This is a genomic window from Micromonospora sp. CA-111912, assembly GCF_050948415.1.
In the GTDB taxonomy this organism is placed as follows: Bacteria; Actinomycetota; Actinomycetes; order Mycobacteriales; family Micromonosporaceae; genus Micromonospora.
On sequence record NZ_CP192007.1, the window covers coordinates 4,228,552 to 4,245,926 of the forward strand.

14 protein-coding genes are annotated in these 17,375 nt (G+C 70.0%); 4 read left to right on the forward strand and 10 right to left on the reverse strand.

The genetic code is table 11. From position 1 onward, the window contains the following. Positions 1-48 precede the first annotated feature (48 nt). Both ACQPZO_RS17570 and ACQPZO_RS17575 read left to right on the forward strand, forming a co-directional pair. Positions 49-822 carry an ABC transporter ATP-binding protein gene (locus ACQPZO_RS17570; RefSeq protein ID WP_433342317.1) on the forward strand — a complete coding sequence of 258 codons (774 nt, stop codon included), beginning with the start codon at positions 49-51 and terminating at the stop codon, positions 820-822. Beyond that, positions 822-3,380, forward strand: a complete 2,559-nt coding sequence (locus ACQPZO_RS17575; RefSeq protein ID WP_433342319.1) for an ABC transporter permease — start codon at positions 822-824, stop codon at positions 3,378-3,380. Before ACQPZO_RS17570 ends, ACQPZO_RS17575 begins: the two co-directional genes overlap by 1 nt. Before the next feature lie 71 nt (positions 3,381-3,451). Here ACQPZO_RS17575 and ACQPZO_RS17580 read toward each other — a convergent pair whose 3' ends face one another. The 9 genes from ACQPZO_RS17580 to ACQPZO_RS17620 form a co-directional block, all read right to left on the reverse strand. Continuing rightward, positions 3,452-4,099 carry an HAD family hydrolase gene (locus ACQPZO_RS17580; protein ID WP_433351050.1) on the reverse strand — a complete coding sequence of 216 codons (648 nt, stop codon included), beginning with the start codon at positions 4,097-4,099 and terminating at the stop codon, positions 3,452-3,454. 128 nt (positions 4,100-4,227) lie between these two features. Continuing rightward, entirely contained in the window at positions 4,228-4,977 is a 750-nt protein-coding gene (locus ACQPZO_RS17585) for a neutral zinc metallopeptidase (RefSeq protein WP_433342321.1), read from the reverse strand. 212 nt (positions 4,978-5,189) lie between these two features. Then, positions 5,190-6,296, reverse strand: coding sequence for a calcium:proton antiporter (locus ACQPZO_RS17590; RefSeq protein ID WP_433342324.1), 1,107 nt, complete (start codon positions 6,294-6,296; stop codon positions 5,190-5,192). 99 nt (positions 6,297-6,395) lie between these two features. Next, the gene (locus tag ACQPZO_RS17595) at positions 6,396-7,268 is read right to left on the reverse strand and encodes a class I SAM-dependent methyltransferase (RefSeq protein WP_433342326.1); all 873 of its coding nucleotides are present in this window, start codon (positions 7,266-7,268) and stop codon (positions 6,396-6,398) included. A 266-nt stretch (positions 7,269-7,534) separates the two neighbouring features. Beyond that, the gene (locus tag ACQPZO_RS17600) at positions 7,535-9,043 is read right to left on the reverse strand and encodes an ISL3 family transposase (RefSeq protein ID WP_433342327.1); all 1,509 of its coding nucleotides are present in this window, start codon (positions 9,041-9,043) and stop codon (positions 7,535-7,537) included. Between the two features lie 121 nt (positions 9,044-9,164). After that, on the reverse strand, positions 9,165-9,995 hold the full coding sequence (locus tag ACQPZO_RS17605; RefSeq protein WP_433351052.1) for an IS5 family transposase: 831 nt from the start codon (positions 9,993-9,995) through the stop codon (positions 9,165-9,167). A gap of 327 nt (positions 9,996-10,322) precedes the next feature. Next, positions 10,323-10,619 (reverse strand): MmcQ/YjbR family DNA-binding protein, encoded by a 297-nt coding sequence (locus tag ACQPZO_RS17610; protein ID WP_433342329.1) that lies wholly within the window; start codon positions 10,617-10,619, stop codon positions 10,323-10,325. 393 nt (positions 10,620-11,012) lie between these two features. Further along, entirely contained in the window at positions 11,013-12,467 is a 1,455-nt protein-coding gene (locus ACQPZO_RS17615) for an MFS transporter (protein ID WP_433342332.1), read from the reverse strand. A 109-nt stretch (positions 12,468-12,576) separates the two neighbouring features. Continuing rightward, complete coding sequence (locus tag ACQPZO_RS17620; protein WP_433342335.1) at positions 12,577-12,987, reverse strand: organic hydroperoxide resistance protein; 411 nt, start codon at positions 12,985-12,987, stop codon at positions 12,577-12,579. 142 nt (positions 12,988-13,129) lie between these two features. Here ACQPZO_RS17620 and ACQPZO_RS17625 point away from each other — a divergent pair, with 142 nt between their 5' ends. Together ACQPZO_RS17625 and ACQPZO_RS17630 are read left to right on the forward strand one after the other, a co-directional pair. Next, on the forward strand, positions 13,130-14,044 hold the full coding sequence (locus tag ACQPZO_RS17625) for an AraC family transcriptional regulator (protein ID WP_433342338.1): 915 nt from the start codon (positions 13,130-13,132) through the stop codon (positions 14,042-14,044). Between the two features lie 195 nt (positions 14,045-14,239). Beyond that, complete coding sequence (locus ACQPZO_RS17630; RefSeq protein WP_433342327.1) at positions 14,240-15,748, forward strand: ISL3 family transposase; 1,509 nt, start codon at positions 14,240-14,242, stop codon at positions 15,746-15,748. Between the two features lie 336 nt (positions 15,749-16,084). Here the strand turns inward: ACQPZO_RS17630 and ACQPZO_RS17635 are convergent, their stop codons facing one another. Continuing rightward, positions 16,085-17,293: a helix-turn-helix domain-containing protein gene (locus tag ACQPZO_RS17635; protein WP_433342340.1), complete on the reverse strand. Its 1,209-nt coding sequence runs from the start codon at positions 17,291-17,293 to the stop codon at positions 16,085-16,087. Positions 17,294-17,375: the final 82 nt, after the last annotated feature.

A 17,375-nucleotide genomic window follows, 5' to 3' on the forward strand; every position in this document is an offset into this window, starting at 1 on the left:
GGCCAGCGGGGGCGGTGCGGAAGCAGCCAGACGGAAGAGGTAGATGACGTGACCGCCACGGTAGGCCGCCAGGCGCGGGCCGCAGCCCGGGCAAGCGATGTGTGGAAGGTGTACGGCAGCGGCGAGGCGCAGGTCGTCGCGCTGCGGGGGGTGAGCGCCGAGTTCGAGCGGGGCCGGTTCACCGCGATCATGGGCCCGTCCGGTTCGGGCAAGTCGACGCTGATGCACTGCCTGGCCGGCCTGGACTCAGTCACCCGGGGCACGGTGTCGATCGGCGAGACCACGGTGACCGGCCTCGGCGACTCCGGGCTGACGAAGCTGCGCCGGGACAAGGTGGGCTTCATCTTCCAGCAGTTCAACCTGCTGCCCACGCTGACGGCGAAGGAGAACATCCTGCTGCCGATGTCGATCGCCGGCCGCCGGCCGGACCCGGCCTGGTACGACACCGTGATCGACACGGTCGGGCTGCGCGACCGGCTCGACCACCGCCCGGCGCAGCTCTCCGGTGGTCAGCAGCAGCGGGTGGCGTGCGCCCGGGCGCTGGTGGCCCGCCCCGAGGTGATCTTCGCCGACGAGCCGACCGGTAACCTCGACTCCCGCTCCGGCGCGGAGGTGCTGAACTTCCTGCGCAACTCGGTGCGCGAGCACGGCCAGACCATCGTCATGGTGACCCACGACCCGACCGCCGCCGCGTACGCCGACCGGGTGGTGTTCCTCGCCGACGGGGAAATCGTCTCGGAGCTGATCGAGCCGACCGCCGACACGGTGCTGGACACCATGAAGAAGCTCGACGCCCCGGTCATCACCGAGGTGAAGAACTGATGTTTCGGGCCACCCTCAAGAGCCTGCTGGCGCGCAAGGTGCGGCTGATCCTCTCCGGCCTGGCCGTGGTGCTCGGCGTCATGTTCGTCTCCGGCGCCTTCGTGCTCACCGACACCCTTGGCCGGTCCTTCGACGCGGTCTTCGCCGACGCGTACGCCGGCGTCGACGTCAACGTCGCCGCCAAGCCGAAGCTCGCGGTGGGCGAGGCGGAGGGCGGACAGGTCTCCCCCGCGTTCCCGGCCGACGTGGTGGGCCGGGTCCGGGCGGTGCCCGGCGTGGCCGAGGCCACCGGCATGGTCAACGCCGACGGCGCGCGGCTGATCGGCAGCAACGGCAAGGTGGTCACCTCGTTCGGGCCGCCCCAGCTCGGGCAGAACTGGATCGGCGAGAGCGACCTGGTGAAGCTGCGGGAGGGGCGCGCGCCGCAGGCCGACGACGAGATCGTGGTCAACGCGGCCCTGGCGACGGCCGCGAAGGTCAAGGTGGGCGACCGGGTCGGCGCGCTGACCGCGTTCGAGTCCAAGCGCCGCGACTTCACCCTGGTCGGCGTATTCGGCTACAGCGGCGGGCGGGACTCCATCGGCGGGGTGAATGAGATCGCGTTCACCACCCCGGCCGCGCAGCAGCTGATGCTCGGCAAGCCCGGCACGTTCAACAGCGTGACGGTGCGGGCCGCCGGCGGGGTGACCCCGGAGGCGCTGCGCGACGACCTGACCCGGGCGCTCGGCGCGCAGTACGAGGTCAAGACCGGCGAGCAGCTCTCCGCCGACGCAGCGGCCAGCCTCAAGGAGGGGCTGTCCTTCTTCAACAAGGTGCTGCTCGGCTTCGCCGCGGTGGCGCTGCTGGTCGGCACGTTCCTGATCCTCAACACGTTCTCGATCATCGTGGCGCAGCGGACCCGGGAGCTGGCCCTGATGCGGGCCATCGGGGCCAGCGGGCGGCAGATCATCGGCTCGGTGGTGCTGGAGGCCCTCGCGGTCGGGCTGATCGCCTCGGTCCTCGGCCTCGGCGCGGGCATCGGGGTGGGTGCGCTGCTGGCCTGGGCGTTCGGCACGTTCGCCGGCGGGCTGGCCCTGGCCGGGCTGGGCGTGCCGCCGGCCGCCGTGGTCAGCGCCTTCGCGGTCGGCATGCTGATCACCGTGGTGGCGGCGCTGCTGCCGGCGCTGCGGGCCGCCCGCATCCCGCCGATCGCGGCGATGCAGGACGTGGCAACCCCGGACCGGCCGCTGACCAAGATCACGGTCTCCGGCGCGGTGGTCACCGCCGTCGGCGGCACGCTGCTGGCGGTGGGGCTGACCGGCAACGCCGGCGGCGCCACGCTGCAGGTGATCCTGGCCGGGGTGCTGTTCACGTTCATCGGGGTGGCGCTGCTGACCCCGCTGCTCAGCCGGCCGGTGGTGTCCCTGCTCGGCGGGCTGTTCGCCTGGTCGGTGCCGGGCCGGCTGGGGCGGCTCAACTCGGGGCGCAACCCGCGCCGAACGGCCATCACCGCCGCCGCGCTGATGGTCGGCATCGCCCTGGTCACCGGGGTGACGGTGATCCTCGACTCGGCCAAGTCCAGCATCGCCGGTGCGGCGGAGAGCACCGTCGACGCGCAGTTGGTGATCGCCGGGGCGCAGACCGGGCCCCGGCCGCCGACGTTCGACCCGGCGGTGGTCGACCGGGCGGCCGCGGTGCCGGGGGTGAACACGGTGCTGGGCGTCTACAACGACAACGCGGTCGTCGACGGCGACCGGACGTACGTGGTCGCGCTGACCGACCTGGCCGCGATGGGGCAGATCTACCACACCACCGCGCAGGCGGGCACGATCGCCACACTACGGCCGGACCAGGTGGCGCTGAGCGTCTCCGGCGCGAAGGAGCTGGGCAAGTCGGTGGGTGACCGGCTGACCGCCCAGTTCGTTCGGGGCGAGGGCCCGCACACGTACACGGTGACGGCGGTCCTGCCCGACGACCGGACCATCGGGTCGATCATGCTGCCGAAGGAGGCGGGGGCGGAGTTCACCAGCCCGCAGCCGTTCACGGCGCTGGTTCAGCTCACCCCGGGCACGGCCGTGTCGCAGGTGCAGCCGCAGTTGGAGGCGCTGGTCGCGGACAGCCCCGAGGTGTCGGTGGCCGACCGGGCCAGCTTCATCGAGCAGCAGACCAGCGGCTTCGACACGCTGCTCACGATGATCCAGATCCTGCTGGCGCTGGCCATCGTGATCGCCGTGTTGGGCATCATCAACACCCTGGCCCTGTCGGTGCTGGAGCGGACCCGGGAGTTGGGCCTGCTGCGGGCGATCGGGCTACGCCGGGCGCAGACCATGCGGATGATCACCGTGGAGGCGGTGGTGATCTCCGTCTTCGGCGCGCTGCTCGGCGTCGTCGTCGGCACCGGCCTCGGCGCGGCGGTGGTCCGGGCGCTCCAGGACGAGGGGATCACCGACCTGGTGCTGCCCTGGTCCCAGATCGGGATCTTCCTCGGCCTGGCCGCGCTGATCGGGGTGGTCGCGGCGGCGCTGCCGGCGATCCGCGCCGCCCGGCTCAACATCCTGGGAGCGATCGCCCACGACTGAGCCGCGGGTGCCCCTGCCACCTCGTCGGGTGGCAGGGGCGCCTCGCGCGGGTGCTGACCCCAGCCGGCAGGTCAGGCCGGCGGTTCGCCGAGCAGGGCGGCCAGCAGCTCCAGGTCCGCCCCGGTCAGGCTCTCCAACTGGTGTACGCCGTCGGCCGGCGCGATCGGCACCTCCGCCGGCACGGCCAGCACCGCCGCGCCGGCGGCCAGGGCGCTGGCCACCCCGGTCGGGGAGTCCTCGATCGCCACACACCGGGCGATCGGCACGCCGAGCAGCCGGGCGGCGGTCAGGTACGGCTCCGGGTGCGGCTTCGTCGCGTCCACCTCGTCGCCGCAGACCACCACGTCGAAGCTGTCCCGCCCCAGGGTGTCCAGTGCCACCTCCACCAGGGGCCGGGTGCTGGAGGTGACCAGGGCGGTCGGAACGCCCGCCGCGCGGACCGCGCCCAGCAGCGCCAGCGCGCCGGGCCGCCAGCGCAGCCCGGTACGGAACAGCTCCAGGATCCGCACGTCGATCCACGCCGCGCTGACCAGCGGGTCGCGGTGCGGCTGACCGAGGTCCTCATGCAGGATGCGCATCGAGTCGGCCATGTTGGTGCCGACCATCGACATCCGGGCGGCGGCGGACAGGACGCCCCCGTACTCGGCCGCCAGCTCACGCAGCGCGACGTCCCACAGCTTCTCACTGTCGACCAGGGTGCCGTCCATGTCGAAGAGCACGGCGGCGGGATGGTGGCTGCTCAGCGGGTCCTCCAGTGGTCGCACGTTTCCCGCGATCCTCTCAGCCGCCCCGGCCCTCCGACGCCGGACCCGCTCGGGGGTGACCTCGGCGACCCTTCCGGGGGCAGTCAGCCCAGGTTGCAGGCCGACAGGCCGGACTCGTAGCCGCGGAAGAAGGAGTCGGTGCGCTGCTCGGCGGTGCCGTGCGCGCCCTCGGCGAACCATGGCTGGTCGGGGTCGTCGCCGACGGCGAGCAGCCCCTCCCGGAACTCCTCCAGGTCGCCCTCCTCCAGCGTCAGCTGCTGGGCCCGGATCGAGCCGCCGACGTACGCCCCGGCCATGCAGTCGGCCTGCAGCTCCTGCTGGATGGTGAAGTCGTAGCGGATGCCCAGGCGTACCTGCACGCCGTGGGCGTACTCGTGGCCGAGCAGGTAGTACAGGAACGCGTCGCCGACCTGCCGGAACGCCGAGACCGACCAGTTGACGTCGTAGGCGATGAAGTCGCCCGCCGAGCAGTACACGGCGTTGTTGCGCGGCAGCGCCTGCCCGCCGCAGGACACCTCGCCCTCCCGCTGGTACGCCACCACCCGCCGGATCGGCTCGAACCGCCGGCCGGACTCCCGGAACTGCGCGGTCCAGTACACCTCGGCCTGGTCCACCGCGGCGGCGAGGTCCTCCTTGAACTCGGCGACGCTGGTGGTGCCGTCGGCGCGGGTGCGCTCCGCGCCCGGTGCCGCGGACTGCCGGGGCCGCTCCGGGCCGGGCTGCTGCGGGGCACCCTCGTCCACCCCGCCGACCACGCAGCCGCCGGCCAGCACCAACGCGACCAGCAGACCTGCCAGCGGCCCTCGCGGCCGACGTCCCGCGCGTGCTGTCACAGCGCCTCCCCGGTTCGCCCTCGCCGGTGCATGTACCCCGGCCCCACTTCGATCATGCCGTCGGCGAGGGCTCCCGGTGACCCTCCGATCGGCTCGCGTCGGCACCGCCCCGCGCCCGGGTTCGCCGTCGTCGCGCGGGCACGCCAACACGCCGTCCGGGGCGCGGCCGGCGGCCTGGGCTCGCCGGGCTGGCGGGGCCGAGCTGGCGCGCGTCAGGGGCTGGCGGCGAGGAACACGAACGCGGCCAGCAGGACCAGGTGCACGCCGCCCTGGAGCATGGTCGCCCGGCCCGGCACCACGGTGAGCACGCCGGTGACGACGGTCAACGCCAGCAGGGCCAGCTGAGTGCCACCCAGCCCGAGCAGCAACGGCCCGTCGAGCCAGATCGAGGCGATGGCGATCGCCGGGATGGTCAGGCCGATGCTGGCCATGGCCGAGCCGAGGGCCAGATTGAGGCTGATCTGCACCCGATCGCGGCGCGCGGCGCGGGCCGCGGCCAGGGTCTCCGGCGCCAGCACCAGCAGCGCGATGACCACGCCGACGAACGCCTGCGGCAGGTTGGCGGCGGACACCCCGGCCTCGATGGCCGGTGACACCATCTTCGCCAGTCCCACCACAGCGATCAGCGCCACCACCAGCAGGGCGAGGCTGGCCAGCGCGGCCCCGGGCGACGGCGGGTCGGCGTGCCCGTCCCCGTCGGCGTCGACCACGGCCCCGTCGGCGCCCACGGGCAGGAAGTAGTCGCGGTGCCGGCCGGTCTGCACCAGCACGAACAGCCCGTACAGGGCCAGCGAGGCCACGGCGGCGAAGGCGAGCTGGGCCGGGGAGAACTCCGGGCCGGGCCGGCTCGTGGTGAAGGTCGGCACCACCAGGCTCAGGGTCGCCAGGGTGGCCACGGTGGCCAGCGCCCCACCGGTGCCCTCGGGATTGAACACCGCCACCCGGCGGCGCAGCGCGCCGAGCAGCAGGGACAGGCCGAGTATGCCGTTGCAGGTGATCATGACAGCGGCGAAGACGGTGTCCCGGGCCAGTGCCTGCGTCTTGTCGCCACCGCTGATCATCAGGGTGACGATGAGGGCCACCTCGATGACCGTGACCGCGACGGCGAGCACCAGCGAACCGAAGGGTTCACCCACCCGGTGGGCGACCACCTCCGCGTGGTGCACGGCCGCCAGCACCGCCCCGGCCAGGAACACCGCCACGATCACCACGACCACCGGGGGTAACTCCCTGCCCCAGGTCAGGACCAGGACCACGACGGCGAGCAGCGGAACGACGACGGTCCAGTCGGTGACACGGGAACGCAGGAGGGCGGGCATGGCGCCAACCCTGCCAGAAATCGTGATCATCGCCCACCCGAACTACGCACGCCCCCGCAGGTGGAAAGGGGTCCGACCGCGACGACGTCGGGGGTCGCCTCAATCACGCCCGACGATGCCGGCATCGGGAACCCGCCAGAGCACCAGCTCCGTATCCGGCACCCGCTCGGCGAACCACCCGTCCCGGGCTGCCGCCGCGAGCAAGCCCCGCAGGTCGTCGTCGAACTCCGCAAGCCGCGGCCCGAACAGAGGCGGCACCGCGTCCGACCGCGAGTGCACCCACGCCACCACGTCGTCGACCGACCGCCGCACCACCGCCCCGGACGGCACCCGCAACCGCCGCGGGCCGACAAAACCCGCCGCGGCCAGCACCGCGTCCTCGCCGCCCGGCGTCCCGTGCGGCAGGAGCCCCCGGCCCGCCCGCCGTACCGGGCCCAGATAGGCGCGCACCAGCTCGGCCACCGCCGCGTACGGGGGCGCCGGACAGGGCAGCCCCGTCGTCGACATCGGCTCCTTGGCGTCGCTGATGTGCACGAACGCCCCGCCCGGCAGCAGCATCCGGCGCACCGTCGCCGCGACCCGGTCCTGCTCCATCCAGTGGAAGGACTGCCCGAACACCGCCACCCGGAAGACCCCCAGCCCGGCCGGCAGGTCCTCCGCCCGCGACCGCACCCACCGGACGTCGCCCACGCCCGCGGCGGCGGCCCGCTGCCGCGCCCGCGCCAACATCCCGGGGTCCGGGTCGATCCCCACCGCCTCCGCGAACCACCCGGCCAGCGGCAGCGTCACCGTCCCGGGGCCGCAACCCACGTCCAGCAACCGACCAGACCCGTCCAGGCCGAGGGCCTCCGCCAGCGCAGCCACGAAACCCTCCGCGTACGGCAGCCGCCCCCGCTCGTAGTGCACGGCGGCACCCTCGAACAGCGACTCATCCCAGACCCAGCCCGCCGGCACGCCCCACACTCCCCTCACCCCGCACTCCACCCACCCCGACGAGGTCAGCACCGACCCGATGCGAGGCGAACCGGCGACCACCGCCTCCGTGGCCCACAGTCGCCGAGGCCCGACGGCCACGTCACCTGGCGTTGAACTGTTGCCGATGCCAGACGAACCGTACATAGATATACGTGAGAGGTGACCTCTTCCTCCCGAACTGGCGGTGAGCGGGTCTGTGGAGCTAAAGGCTCTGTCTCAACATTCGACTCTGTCTCACATTCGGTGGTGACGGAGGGTGTTGGTTAGCCGAGCAGGATTCGGTGTCGTAGGAGGGCGAAGCCCGCGCGTCCGTACATCTGTCGCTTGATCATTTTGGTTTTGGTGTTGACGCCTTCGGTGCCGCCGTTGTGGAAGGGGGACGTCAGGGCGGCGTTGACGGCGTCGCGGTCGAGGCCGAGGCCGCGGGTGAATGTGTGTAGGTGGGGCAGGTCGGTGGTCTTGACCTCGGCGATCCACGTGTCGATCCGGTCGTCGTTGCCGTCTGTGGGCTTGAGTAGCGCGGCGAACGAGCCGATGAAGGCGGCCAGCGCGGTCATCTGCGGGCAGGCGCCGGTGAGGGCGTCGATGAGTGTCCGTTGGTGTTCTTTGAGCTGGTCGGGGGCGGTCAGGAGGTAGCGGGTCAGTCGCCTGGGTGATAGTGCTGGGCGGTCGGCTTCGACGCGGCCTTGGGTGATGTAGCGGTAGAGCAGGTTGAGGGTGCCGGTGTAGCCCAGTTGCTTGATCTCGGTGAGGAGTTGGGTGGCGCCGATGGCGGGGTCTTGTTGGCGGCGGCGGCGTAGGTGGTCGCGGTAGGGGTCGACGAGGGTGGGCCGGTATTGCGGTGCGCGGACCAGGCGTTCGGGTTCACTGATCCGGGCGTACCGTTTGACGGTGTTCAGGCCGAGGTTCAGCCGGCGGGCGCATTCCAGCAGGCCGACGTCCTTGTTGAGTAGGTCGTGGATCTGCTGCCACCGCTGCCGGGTGGTCACCGTCCGTTTGCCTTCCTGTGGCGGCGGCCCAGCGGTGGCCCAGCATGAGCTGTGCGCGGTGACTTCCTTGCGTACGGCTTCGGCGAGGTTGTGCCACAGGTGCCAGCGGTCCGCGACCTGCAACGCCTCGGGCAGGGCGCGGCGGACCGCTTCGGCGTAGGCGCCGGAGGAGTCCCGGCACACCACCTCGACACCGGGATGCTCACGCAGCCACGTCTGGAGCGTTGCGGCCTTGCGGTCGGGCAGCACATCGATGCGTTCACGGGTGACCGCGTCGATCAGGACGGTGGCGTAACGCTGACGACGGCGCAACGCGAAGTCGTCGACCCCGAGCACGCGGGGCACCCGCCGCTCGGGCAACGGTAGGCGCAGCAGCGCCCGCAAGGCGGTGTGCCGGGACAGGACGATCATCGCCAGGGCCGACAACAACCGAGCGCCTCCCCGACCGGCCAGCTGACGCACCACCGCACCGACCTGGGAGATCAGCCGGGGCGTGCGGCGCTGGTAGCGGTGCAGAACTCCCGGAAGCTGTTCCCGGAACGTCTGACGGCAGCCCCGCGTCGGGCATACCAGCCGACGTATACGCACCCGGACCACCACCGGCCGGGCATCGACCGACACGTCCGCGAGGGTCCGCTGGTGATATCTGTGCACCCGGCCCGTCACGGCCGCGCAGCCCGGGCAGGCCACCGGCACCTCGGGAGTCCGAGCCCGCACCAGGATCCGTTCGCCCTCGTCCGTCACGTCGTCGATCACCAGCGGCAACAGCCCCGAGAACACCATCTTCGTAAGATCATCGATCTTGCACACACGTTCTCAACGACATCGACTACCTTCGGTCACCACCGAATGTGAGACAGAGCCCTTAGAGGGCATCTGATCCCGCTTGGCGAGGTGAGTCCGATTAAGGGCTTTCATTTCGCCAGGTTAGGGTGGATTCTCCGGTGAGATAGCGGCTCATTGTGTTAGCCATGGCCCAATGGATCATCGCTCGCGCTCGCTGGGGAAGAGTCTCGTAATCGCGGGCGAGCCGTCGGTGTTGCATCAGCCAGCCGAAGGTCCGTTCCACGACCCACCGCCGGGGCTGGACGTGGAACCCTTTCTCGGCGCGGCGTGGCACCCGTTCGACGTCGATGCCGAGCCCGGCGCCGTGTCCACGTACGCGTGTGTTGTAGCCGCCGTCGACCCATGCCTTGACCACGGCCGGATGGTCCGCGGAGACAATGTCGAGCAGGTGCCGGCCGGCGGTGGAGTCCTGCACCGACGCGGCGGTGACGACTACGGCCAGGAGCAGGCCGAGGGTGTCGGTGGCGATGTGTCGCTTGCGTCCCTTGATCTTCTTCGCCGCGTCGATGCCCTGGCTGGACTCACCGACGTTGCTCGAGGTCTTCACACTCTGCGAATCCAGGACCACCGCCGAAGGGCTTGCGCTGCGGCCTCGAGCAACCCGGACCCGTTCCCGCAGCAAGTCGTGGATCCGCTGCGTGGTTCCGTCCGCTTCCCACTTGGCGTAGTAGTCGTACACCGTCTTCGCTGGCGGGAAATCGTGCGGCAGGTACTCCCAGGCAACCCCCGTCCTGGCCACGTACAAGATCGCATTGACGATCTCCCGCAGCTCATGCACCGGCCGATTGATCCCCAAGCCCACCCGGCCAGCCCGCCACGCGGCCAGCACCGGCTCGATCAACGCCCACCGCTCGTCCGACAAGTCCGACCGATACCCACGCCCCTTCACACCCACGACGCAATCAACGAACCAAATCCGCCATCGCCACGACCGAACGTGAATCAACCACTACCCGGATCAGATGCCCTCTTAGCGAGACAGGCCCCGACACACCCGAATGAACCCGCCTTAACTTTTGGGCAGTGGGGCATGTCCCGGCCGAATGCAAGCGACCAGAGCGCGACCAGGGCCGTCATGGAGATCTTGGAGTCGGCCTTGGCGACGATCGCGGCGTGTGAGTCCGTCTCCGTGAGAAGCTCGCGTGGTTTGAACTTTCTGGCGATCACAAGAATTGCTCAGCTGAGCGAGCCGCAAGTCGTTTACAGGCAGGGTTCGTCAGCCCGGGCCGTTGGGATGCGCGAGATCGTAGGCGCGAGAGAGCTTGTTGGGTACGACCATGCGCCAAGCGTCGACGACGAACTCGCGGGCCTCGGTGGGTTCCAGTGACGCAAGATCTGCGTGGACCCAGTTGAAGCGCAGCTCCGACGGCGAGGGCATCTGGAATTTGCGTGGATCCCACGCGACGAGCGCTGCCCGCTCCTCCTTCGGGAAGGCGAAACCCATCACGCTCTCGTCGAGGGAGAACGCCGCGTAGACAATCTGACCGACGCGGAACTTCAACCGCCCACGCACGGACGCATGGTAGGAGCGCTCCAACTCTGTGCCCAGCGCTCGAACGTCGTGGATTACCGCCATGTTCAGAGTCCGTCCGGTATGGCGCCTGGAAGGCAGCCTGTCCGCACACGGTCCCGCTTCGGAGCATCGTTGGCCAAGTCACCGAATGCTGAGAACCCGAGGGCGCTGTAGAAGATGGGCGATACGGAGCGATCCGCGATCGGCAGGCAGGCCGTGGCGAAACGCGTCCATGCTCGGCTCAGTAAGCGTGACGTCGACGACGGTGTCGAGGCGCGTGGCATGGTCCTTGGCACCGGCCACCTGACTACACGCGTCACCAGGAGGTGGCAGCCGAGCGGTGGAGTACCGCGCCTTTGTTGCGTTCGGCAGGCTCGAGCGTCGAATAGGAGGTCAAGAAATCGGGTCTTTCGTGCGATTGGCGAGGATTCCGGTGGCGGTGAGCAGTGTGATCGCGGCGGAGACTGCGGTGATTGTCCACAGTCCGGCGCGGTAGCTGCCCAGCCCGTAGTCGGCGTATGCGGTGAAGGTGGTGGTGATCGCCGCGAGCACGATACCGGCCCCGATCTGGCTGGCGGCGTTGAACAGGCCGGACGCCAGGCCCTGCTCATCCTGGCGGGCGCCTCCGACGGCTGCGATGTTGAGTGCCGTGTAGGCGGCCGCGAATCCGATGCCGCCGAGCACCTGCTGCACGAGCAGGATCAGCATCGGGTTGGTGTGGCCGATGAACAGGGCCCAGGCGAGGTAGCCCAGGCCGAGCGTGAGCAGACCAAGGGTCGCCACCGGCCAGGGTCCGTATCTCGTGACGGCGACGGCGGCGTGTCGAGCCGTCGCGCCGGTGAGTACCGCGCCGAGAAGGAACGCCAGTCCGGCCTGCAAGGGCGACCAGTCCAGCTCGTCCTGGTAGTAGAGCGTGAGGACGAATTGGAAGCCGACGTAGGCGCCGAACATCAGGATGCAGAGGTTGGCCCGTACGAGCTGGGGGCGTGTGAATATGGCGAGCGGGATCAACGGGGTCGGGTGTGCCCGTTCGACCAGGATGAACACTGCCAGCAGTGCGGCCGCGGCCACCAGCGGGCCGATGACGGCGATGTCGGTCCAACCGACGGCCGCGGCGCGGCTGATCCCGTAGACGAGCGCGATGGAACCGCCTGTCACCAGGGCCGCGCCGACGACGTCGATCCGCGGCCGGGTTCGCCCCTGCCGGCCGGAGCCGCCCGGCACCGCGACGAGGGCCAGGGCGACGACGATGGCGGCGGCCGCCGCCGGGAGGAACAGCACCAGCCGCCAGTTGATGCCCGCGAGGAGGCCGCCGAGGACCAGACCGAGCGAGTATCCGACCGTGGTGATGGCCAGGAACGCGCCGAGAGCGCGGTTGCGAGCCTTCTCGTCACGGAAGGCGTCGAGCAGGATCGCCATCGCTACCGGGGCCGTGAAGCCCGCGCTGACGCCTTTGAGTAGGCGCGCGACCACGAGAACGGCGGTCCCGTCGGTCAGGCCGCCGACGAGACTGGCTATGGCGAACACGAGCAGCCCGCCGATCAGCAGCTTCTTACGGTCGAAGAGGTCGGCCAGCCGACCGCCCAGCAGCAGTGTGCTGCCGAAGCCGAGCGTGTAGGCACTCACGACCCATTGCAGGGCGTCCGGCGTCATGCCCAGTTCCCGTTGGATCTGCGGCAGGGCGGGGCCCATGGTCGCGATGTCCATCGCGTCGAGGAACTGCGCCGAGCACACGACGAACAGCAGCAGCGCCGCGTTGCTGACGCGTCCGCCCGTGGCGGCGCCAGCGCCGCTCTCGGTGGGATCCAGCGTGGAGGCGGACGAGGTAGATGTTTCTGTCATGCTCATGCTCCGACTCGGGCTGTTCGTACAGATTCGTAGGGGAACCGGGAAGACGACGCCACCTGGATCGCAAACTCCGGCGGTCGCGGTCCAGGCGGCGGTCTGCAGGCGGCGGTTACTCGGCGAGCAGCTCGACCGGGATGTTGCCGCGGGTGGCGTTGGAGTACGGGCACACCTGGTGGGTGGCCTCGATGAGCTCACGACCGGCTTCCCGGGGCAGGCTCTGCGGCAGCTTCGTCCGCAGGGTGACTTCGAGCTTGAAACCGCCCTGGCCGTTGGGGACGAGACCGACCTCGGCGGTGACCGACATGCCCGAGACGTCGATGTTCTTCTTTTGCGCCACCAGCTGCATGGAGGTGGCGAAGCAGGCCGCATAGCCCGCCGCGAAGAGTTGCTCGGGGTTGGTGCCGTCGCCGGTGCCCCCCAGCTCCTTCTGCAGGGCCAGGTCAACGTTCAACTTGCCGTCCGAACTGAACGCGCGGCCGTCGCGGCCGGTCGCAGTCGCAATCGCGTCATACAGGCTCATGTTCTGTCCTTCTGGTAGACCCATAGGGCAATCTGTTTGGCGTCTTCAGCGTATGAAGATCAGGAGCCGCCTTCCATGGCTCACCGTCTTCGGTTCATGTCTGATCGTCTTGTGGAAGGCTGGTAGGCGATACGATCTGGGGATGGATGTGCTCAGTGATGCGATCGGTGTCATGCGCACGGGGCGCCCGCACTCCGTCGAGATCCGCAAGCACGCTCCGTGGGGAGTGCGGGCCGAGCCGTTCTCCGGGGCCGGCTTCCATGTGGTGCTGGAAGGGACGTGCTGGCTGATCCCCGCAGAGGGCGCCGCGATCGCCCTGAGCGTGGGCGATGTGGTGTGCCTGCCACACGGTTGCGGGCACGCTCTAGCCGACAGTCTGTCGACGCCCCTGGCGGGCGCACCCTCGGCCGCCCTGCGGGAGATGGCGCCGAACGCCGACGACGGCGAGAGGGCCACGACGGTTCTGTTGTGCGGCGCATACACGCTCGACCGAACCCGGCCACATCCGCTGTTCGAGGAGCTGCCCGAGGTCATCCACCTGCCGGCACGTCTCGGCCACCGCACGCCGCTACACGCTGCCGTCAACCTGCTCGGCGACGAGATCGCCAACCCCGACCACGGAACCGAAGCTGTCGTGTCGGCCCTGCTGGACATGATGCTGCTCTACATCCTGCGGGCCTGGCTCGACGAGCAGACCGACGACGGCCCGGCCACCGGATGGGCGGCGACACTGCGCGACCCGGCGATCACCACCGCCGTGCACCACATCCACCAGGAACCCGCCCGGCACTGGACAGTCGAAGCGCTCGGCACGAAGGCCGGACTGTCCCGCGCGGCCTTCTCCCGCCGGTTCACCGCACTGGTCGGCAAACCGCCGCTGGGCTACCTGACCTGGTGGCGGATGACCCTGGCCGCACAGCTGCTACGAGACACCGACAAACCAGTGCAGACCATCGCGCAGCGCACCGGATACACCTCCGAATTCGCCTTCGCCAAAGCATTCAAACGAGAACACGGCCTCGCCCCCGGCCGCTACCGCCACCACTTACGGAAATAATCCGGTCAGCAGCAGCGACCACAAGGCACCCGCGACATCCCGTTCCCTCAGCCCTGATCCACCGATGAGTTTTCCGGGCAGGGTTGACGCGGCATCGGGGTCTGTGGATCTAGCGGCTTTGTCTCACATTCGGTGGTGACCGAAGGTAGTCGATGTCGTTGAGAACGTGTGTGCAAGATCGATGATCTTACGAAGATGGTGTTCTCGGGGCTGTTGCCGCTGGTGATCGACGACGTGACGGACGAGGGCGAACGGATCCTGGTGCGGGCTCGGACTCCCGAGGTGCCGGTGGCCTGCCCGGGCTGCGCGGCCGTGACGGGCCGGGTGCACAGATATCACCAGCGGACCCTCGCGGACGTGTCGGTCGATGCCCGGCCGGTGGTGGTCCGGGTGCGTATACGTCGGCTGGTATGCCCGACGCGGGGCTGCCGTCAGACGTTCCGGGAACAGCTTCCGGGAGTTCTGCACCGCTACCAGCGCCGCACGCCCCGGCTGATCTCCCAGGTCGGTGCGGTGGTGCGTCAGCTGGCCGGTCGGGGAGGCGCTCGGTTGTTGTCGGCCCTGGCGATGATCGTCCTGTCCCGGCACACCGCCTTGCGGGCGCTGCTGCGCCTACCGTTGCCCGAGCGGCGGGTGCCCCGCGTGCTCGGGGTCGACGACTTCGCGTTGCGCCGTCGTCAGCGTTACGCCACCGTCCTGATCGACGCGGTCACCCGTGAACGCATCGATGTGCTGCCCGACCGCAAGGCCGCAACGCTCCAGACGTGGCTGCGTGAGCATCCCGGTGTCGAGGTGGTGTGCCGGGACTCCTCCGGCGCCTACGCCGAAGCGGTCCGCCGCGCCCTGCCCGAGGCGTTGCAGGTCGCGGACCGCTGGCACCTGTGGCACAACCTCGCCGAAGCCGTACGCAAGGAAGTCACCGCGCACAGCTCATGCTGGGCCACCGCTGGGCCGCCGCCACAGGAAGGCAAACGGACGGTGACCACCCGGCAGCGGTGGCAGCAGATCCACGACCTACTCAACAAGGACGTCGGCCTGCTGGAATGCGCCCGCCGGCTGAACCTCGGCCTGAACACCGTCAAACGGTACGCCCGGATCAGTGAACCCGAACGCCTGGTCCGCGCACCGCAATACCGGCCCACCCTCGTCGACCCCTACCGCGACCACCTACGCCGCCGCCGCCAACAAGACCCCGCCATCGGCGCCACCCAACTCCTCACCGAGATCAAGCAACTGGGCTACACCGGCACCCTCAACCTGCTCTACCGCTACATCACCCAAGGCCGCGTCGAAGCCGACCGCCCAGCACTATCACCCAGGCGACTGACCCGCTACCTCCTGACCGCCCCCGACCAGCTCAAAGAACACCAACGGACACTCATCGACGCCCTCACCGGCGCCTGCCCGCAGATGACCGCGCTGGCCGCCTTCATCGGCTCGTTCGCCGCGCTACTCAAGCCCACAGACGGCAACGACGACCGGATCGACACGTGGATCGCCGAGGTCAAGACCACCGACCTGCCCCACCTACACACATTCACCCGCGGCCTCGGCCTCGACCGCGACGCCGTCAACGCCGCCCTGACGTCCCCCTTCCACAACGGCGGCACCGAAGGCGTCAACACCAAAACCAAAATGATCAAGCGACAGATGTACGGACGCGCGGGCTTCGCCCTCCTACGACACCGAATCCTGCTCGGCTAACCAACACCCTCCGTCACCACCGAATGTGAGACAGAGCCGAATGTTGTTTGAGACAGGCCCCGGCGAGCCGGTCGGATCGGGTGTCGTCCGAGGTCATCCGGCCTGCTGGGGGGTCGTCGCGGTCGGTTTCGGTCGGGTGAGTTGCTGTACTCCATAGCTGTACTTGCTTGGCTGCGCGGAGGACGTCATGGGCGGCGGTGGCCACCGGGCAGTTTGCCGTCCGGCAGATCGGGCAGCGGCCGTCGGGTCGGGGTTGATGGTCGCGGAGGACCCAGCGGGCGGTAAGGATGAGCCGGTTGCGGATCTGGGCCAGGGAGAGGAACGGCGCGGTCATCCTCAGCCCACCCCGAGGGTGGCGGCGAGGTGGATGAGCGCCGTTGGGGCGGTGGGGTCGCGGACGACTTGGGCGAGCAGGTCTCGGCCGGCTGGTCGGTGGCGGATCTCGGCCGGCGCAACGCGGTCGGCCTCCATCAGGATCCGGCCGGCGCTGATCGGGTCGTCGGCCTGGAGATAGGCGCGGGCGGCGTCGATCAGGTGCGCGGCGCGATGTTCGGCGGGTAGCCACCGCCAGCCGTCCCGGGTGGTCGCTTTCTCGTGCCAGGCCACGGCGTCCCCTCCGTCGCCCAACTCCACCGCTGCGGCGACCCGGGCCAACTCCACCGCCGTCGGCCCGAACCCGGTGCGGTGGTGGTCATGCCCGTCGCCGACTCGGGCGGCCAGGGCGGCGGCCTCGTCGAGCAGTTCGGCCACCACCGCGTCGTCCCCGTGGCGGGCGGCGGCCAACGCCGCCTGGAGGAGCAGTGTTCCGCACAGAGACAACTCCGGGGGTAGGCCGAACTCGATCACCGGTGGGGCGATCCGATAGGCGGCGGCCAGCATCGCAGACTTCGCCACCCGCACCTGCCCAGACGCGCGCAGCACCTGACCGAGCTGCACCGCTGCGGCGGCCACCAACACTCGGTCACCCGTGGCAGCGATCATCGCCCGGTCGACAGCAAGCCACGCCAGGTTCGGGGCACCCAGCTTGACCAACAGCGACGCGGTGATCCGGTACGCCTCCACCAGCGGCACCCGACCCGCCACCGGATCAGTGTCGTGGGCGCGCTCGACGTCGGCCAGCAACTCCGGCAGCAGGTCGACCACGTGTGTATAGCGGGCGTGCTGAAAGGTCGTCCAGGCGTGCGCGACCTGGCGGGCCATCTGGACAGCCGGCAGCACCGGCCGGCTGCCTCCGGGTCGGCCGAGGGGAATCTCGTACCGGGACAGCGCCGCCCGGATCCGCTCGACCTCCGCGGTCCGCTCGGTCACCTCGGCGGGCTGAACGTCCCGACCGAGCAGTACTGCCGTGTCGATGCGCAAGACGGTGGCAACCTCCTGGATGGTCGACACCTTGTCCAGGGAGCGGACACCGCGCTCGACCTTGTCCACCCAGCTCTTCGACTTACCCAGCCGGTCGGCGAACATCTGCTGCGACAGCTTCCGCCGCCCGCGCCAGTACGCCACCCGACGCCCGACCGGCAGAGCCTCTGGCGGGATGGAGGTCATCCGGCCCACCCAAGGAACCGGTGGTGAAGCGCCCCAGCGGGTGCCCATGACGGCGGGACGGGTTCGTGTGTCGTCACTGAAC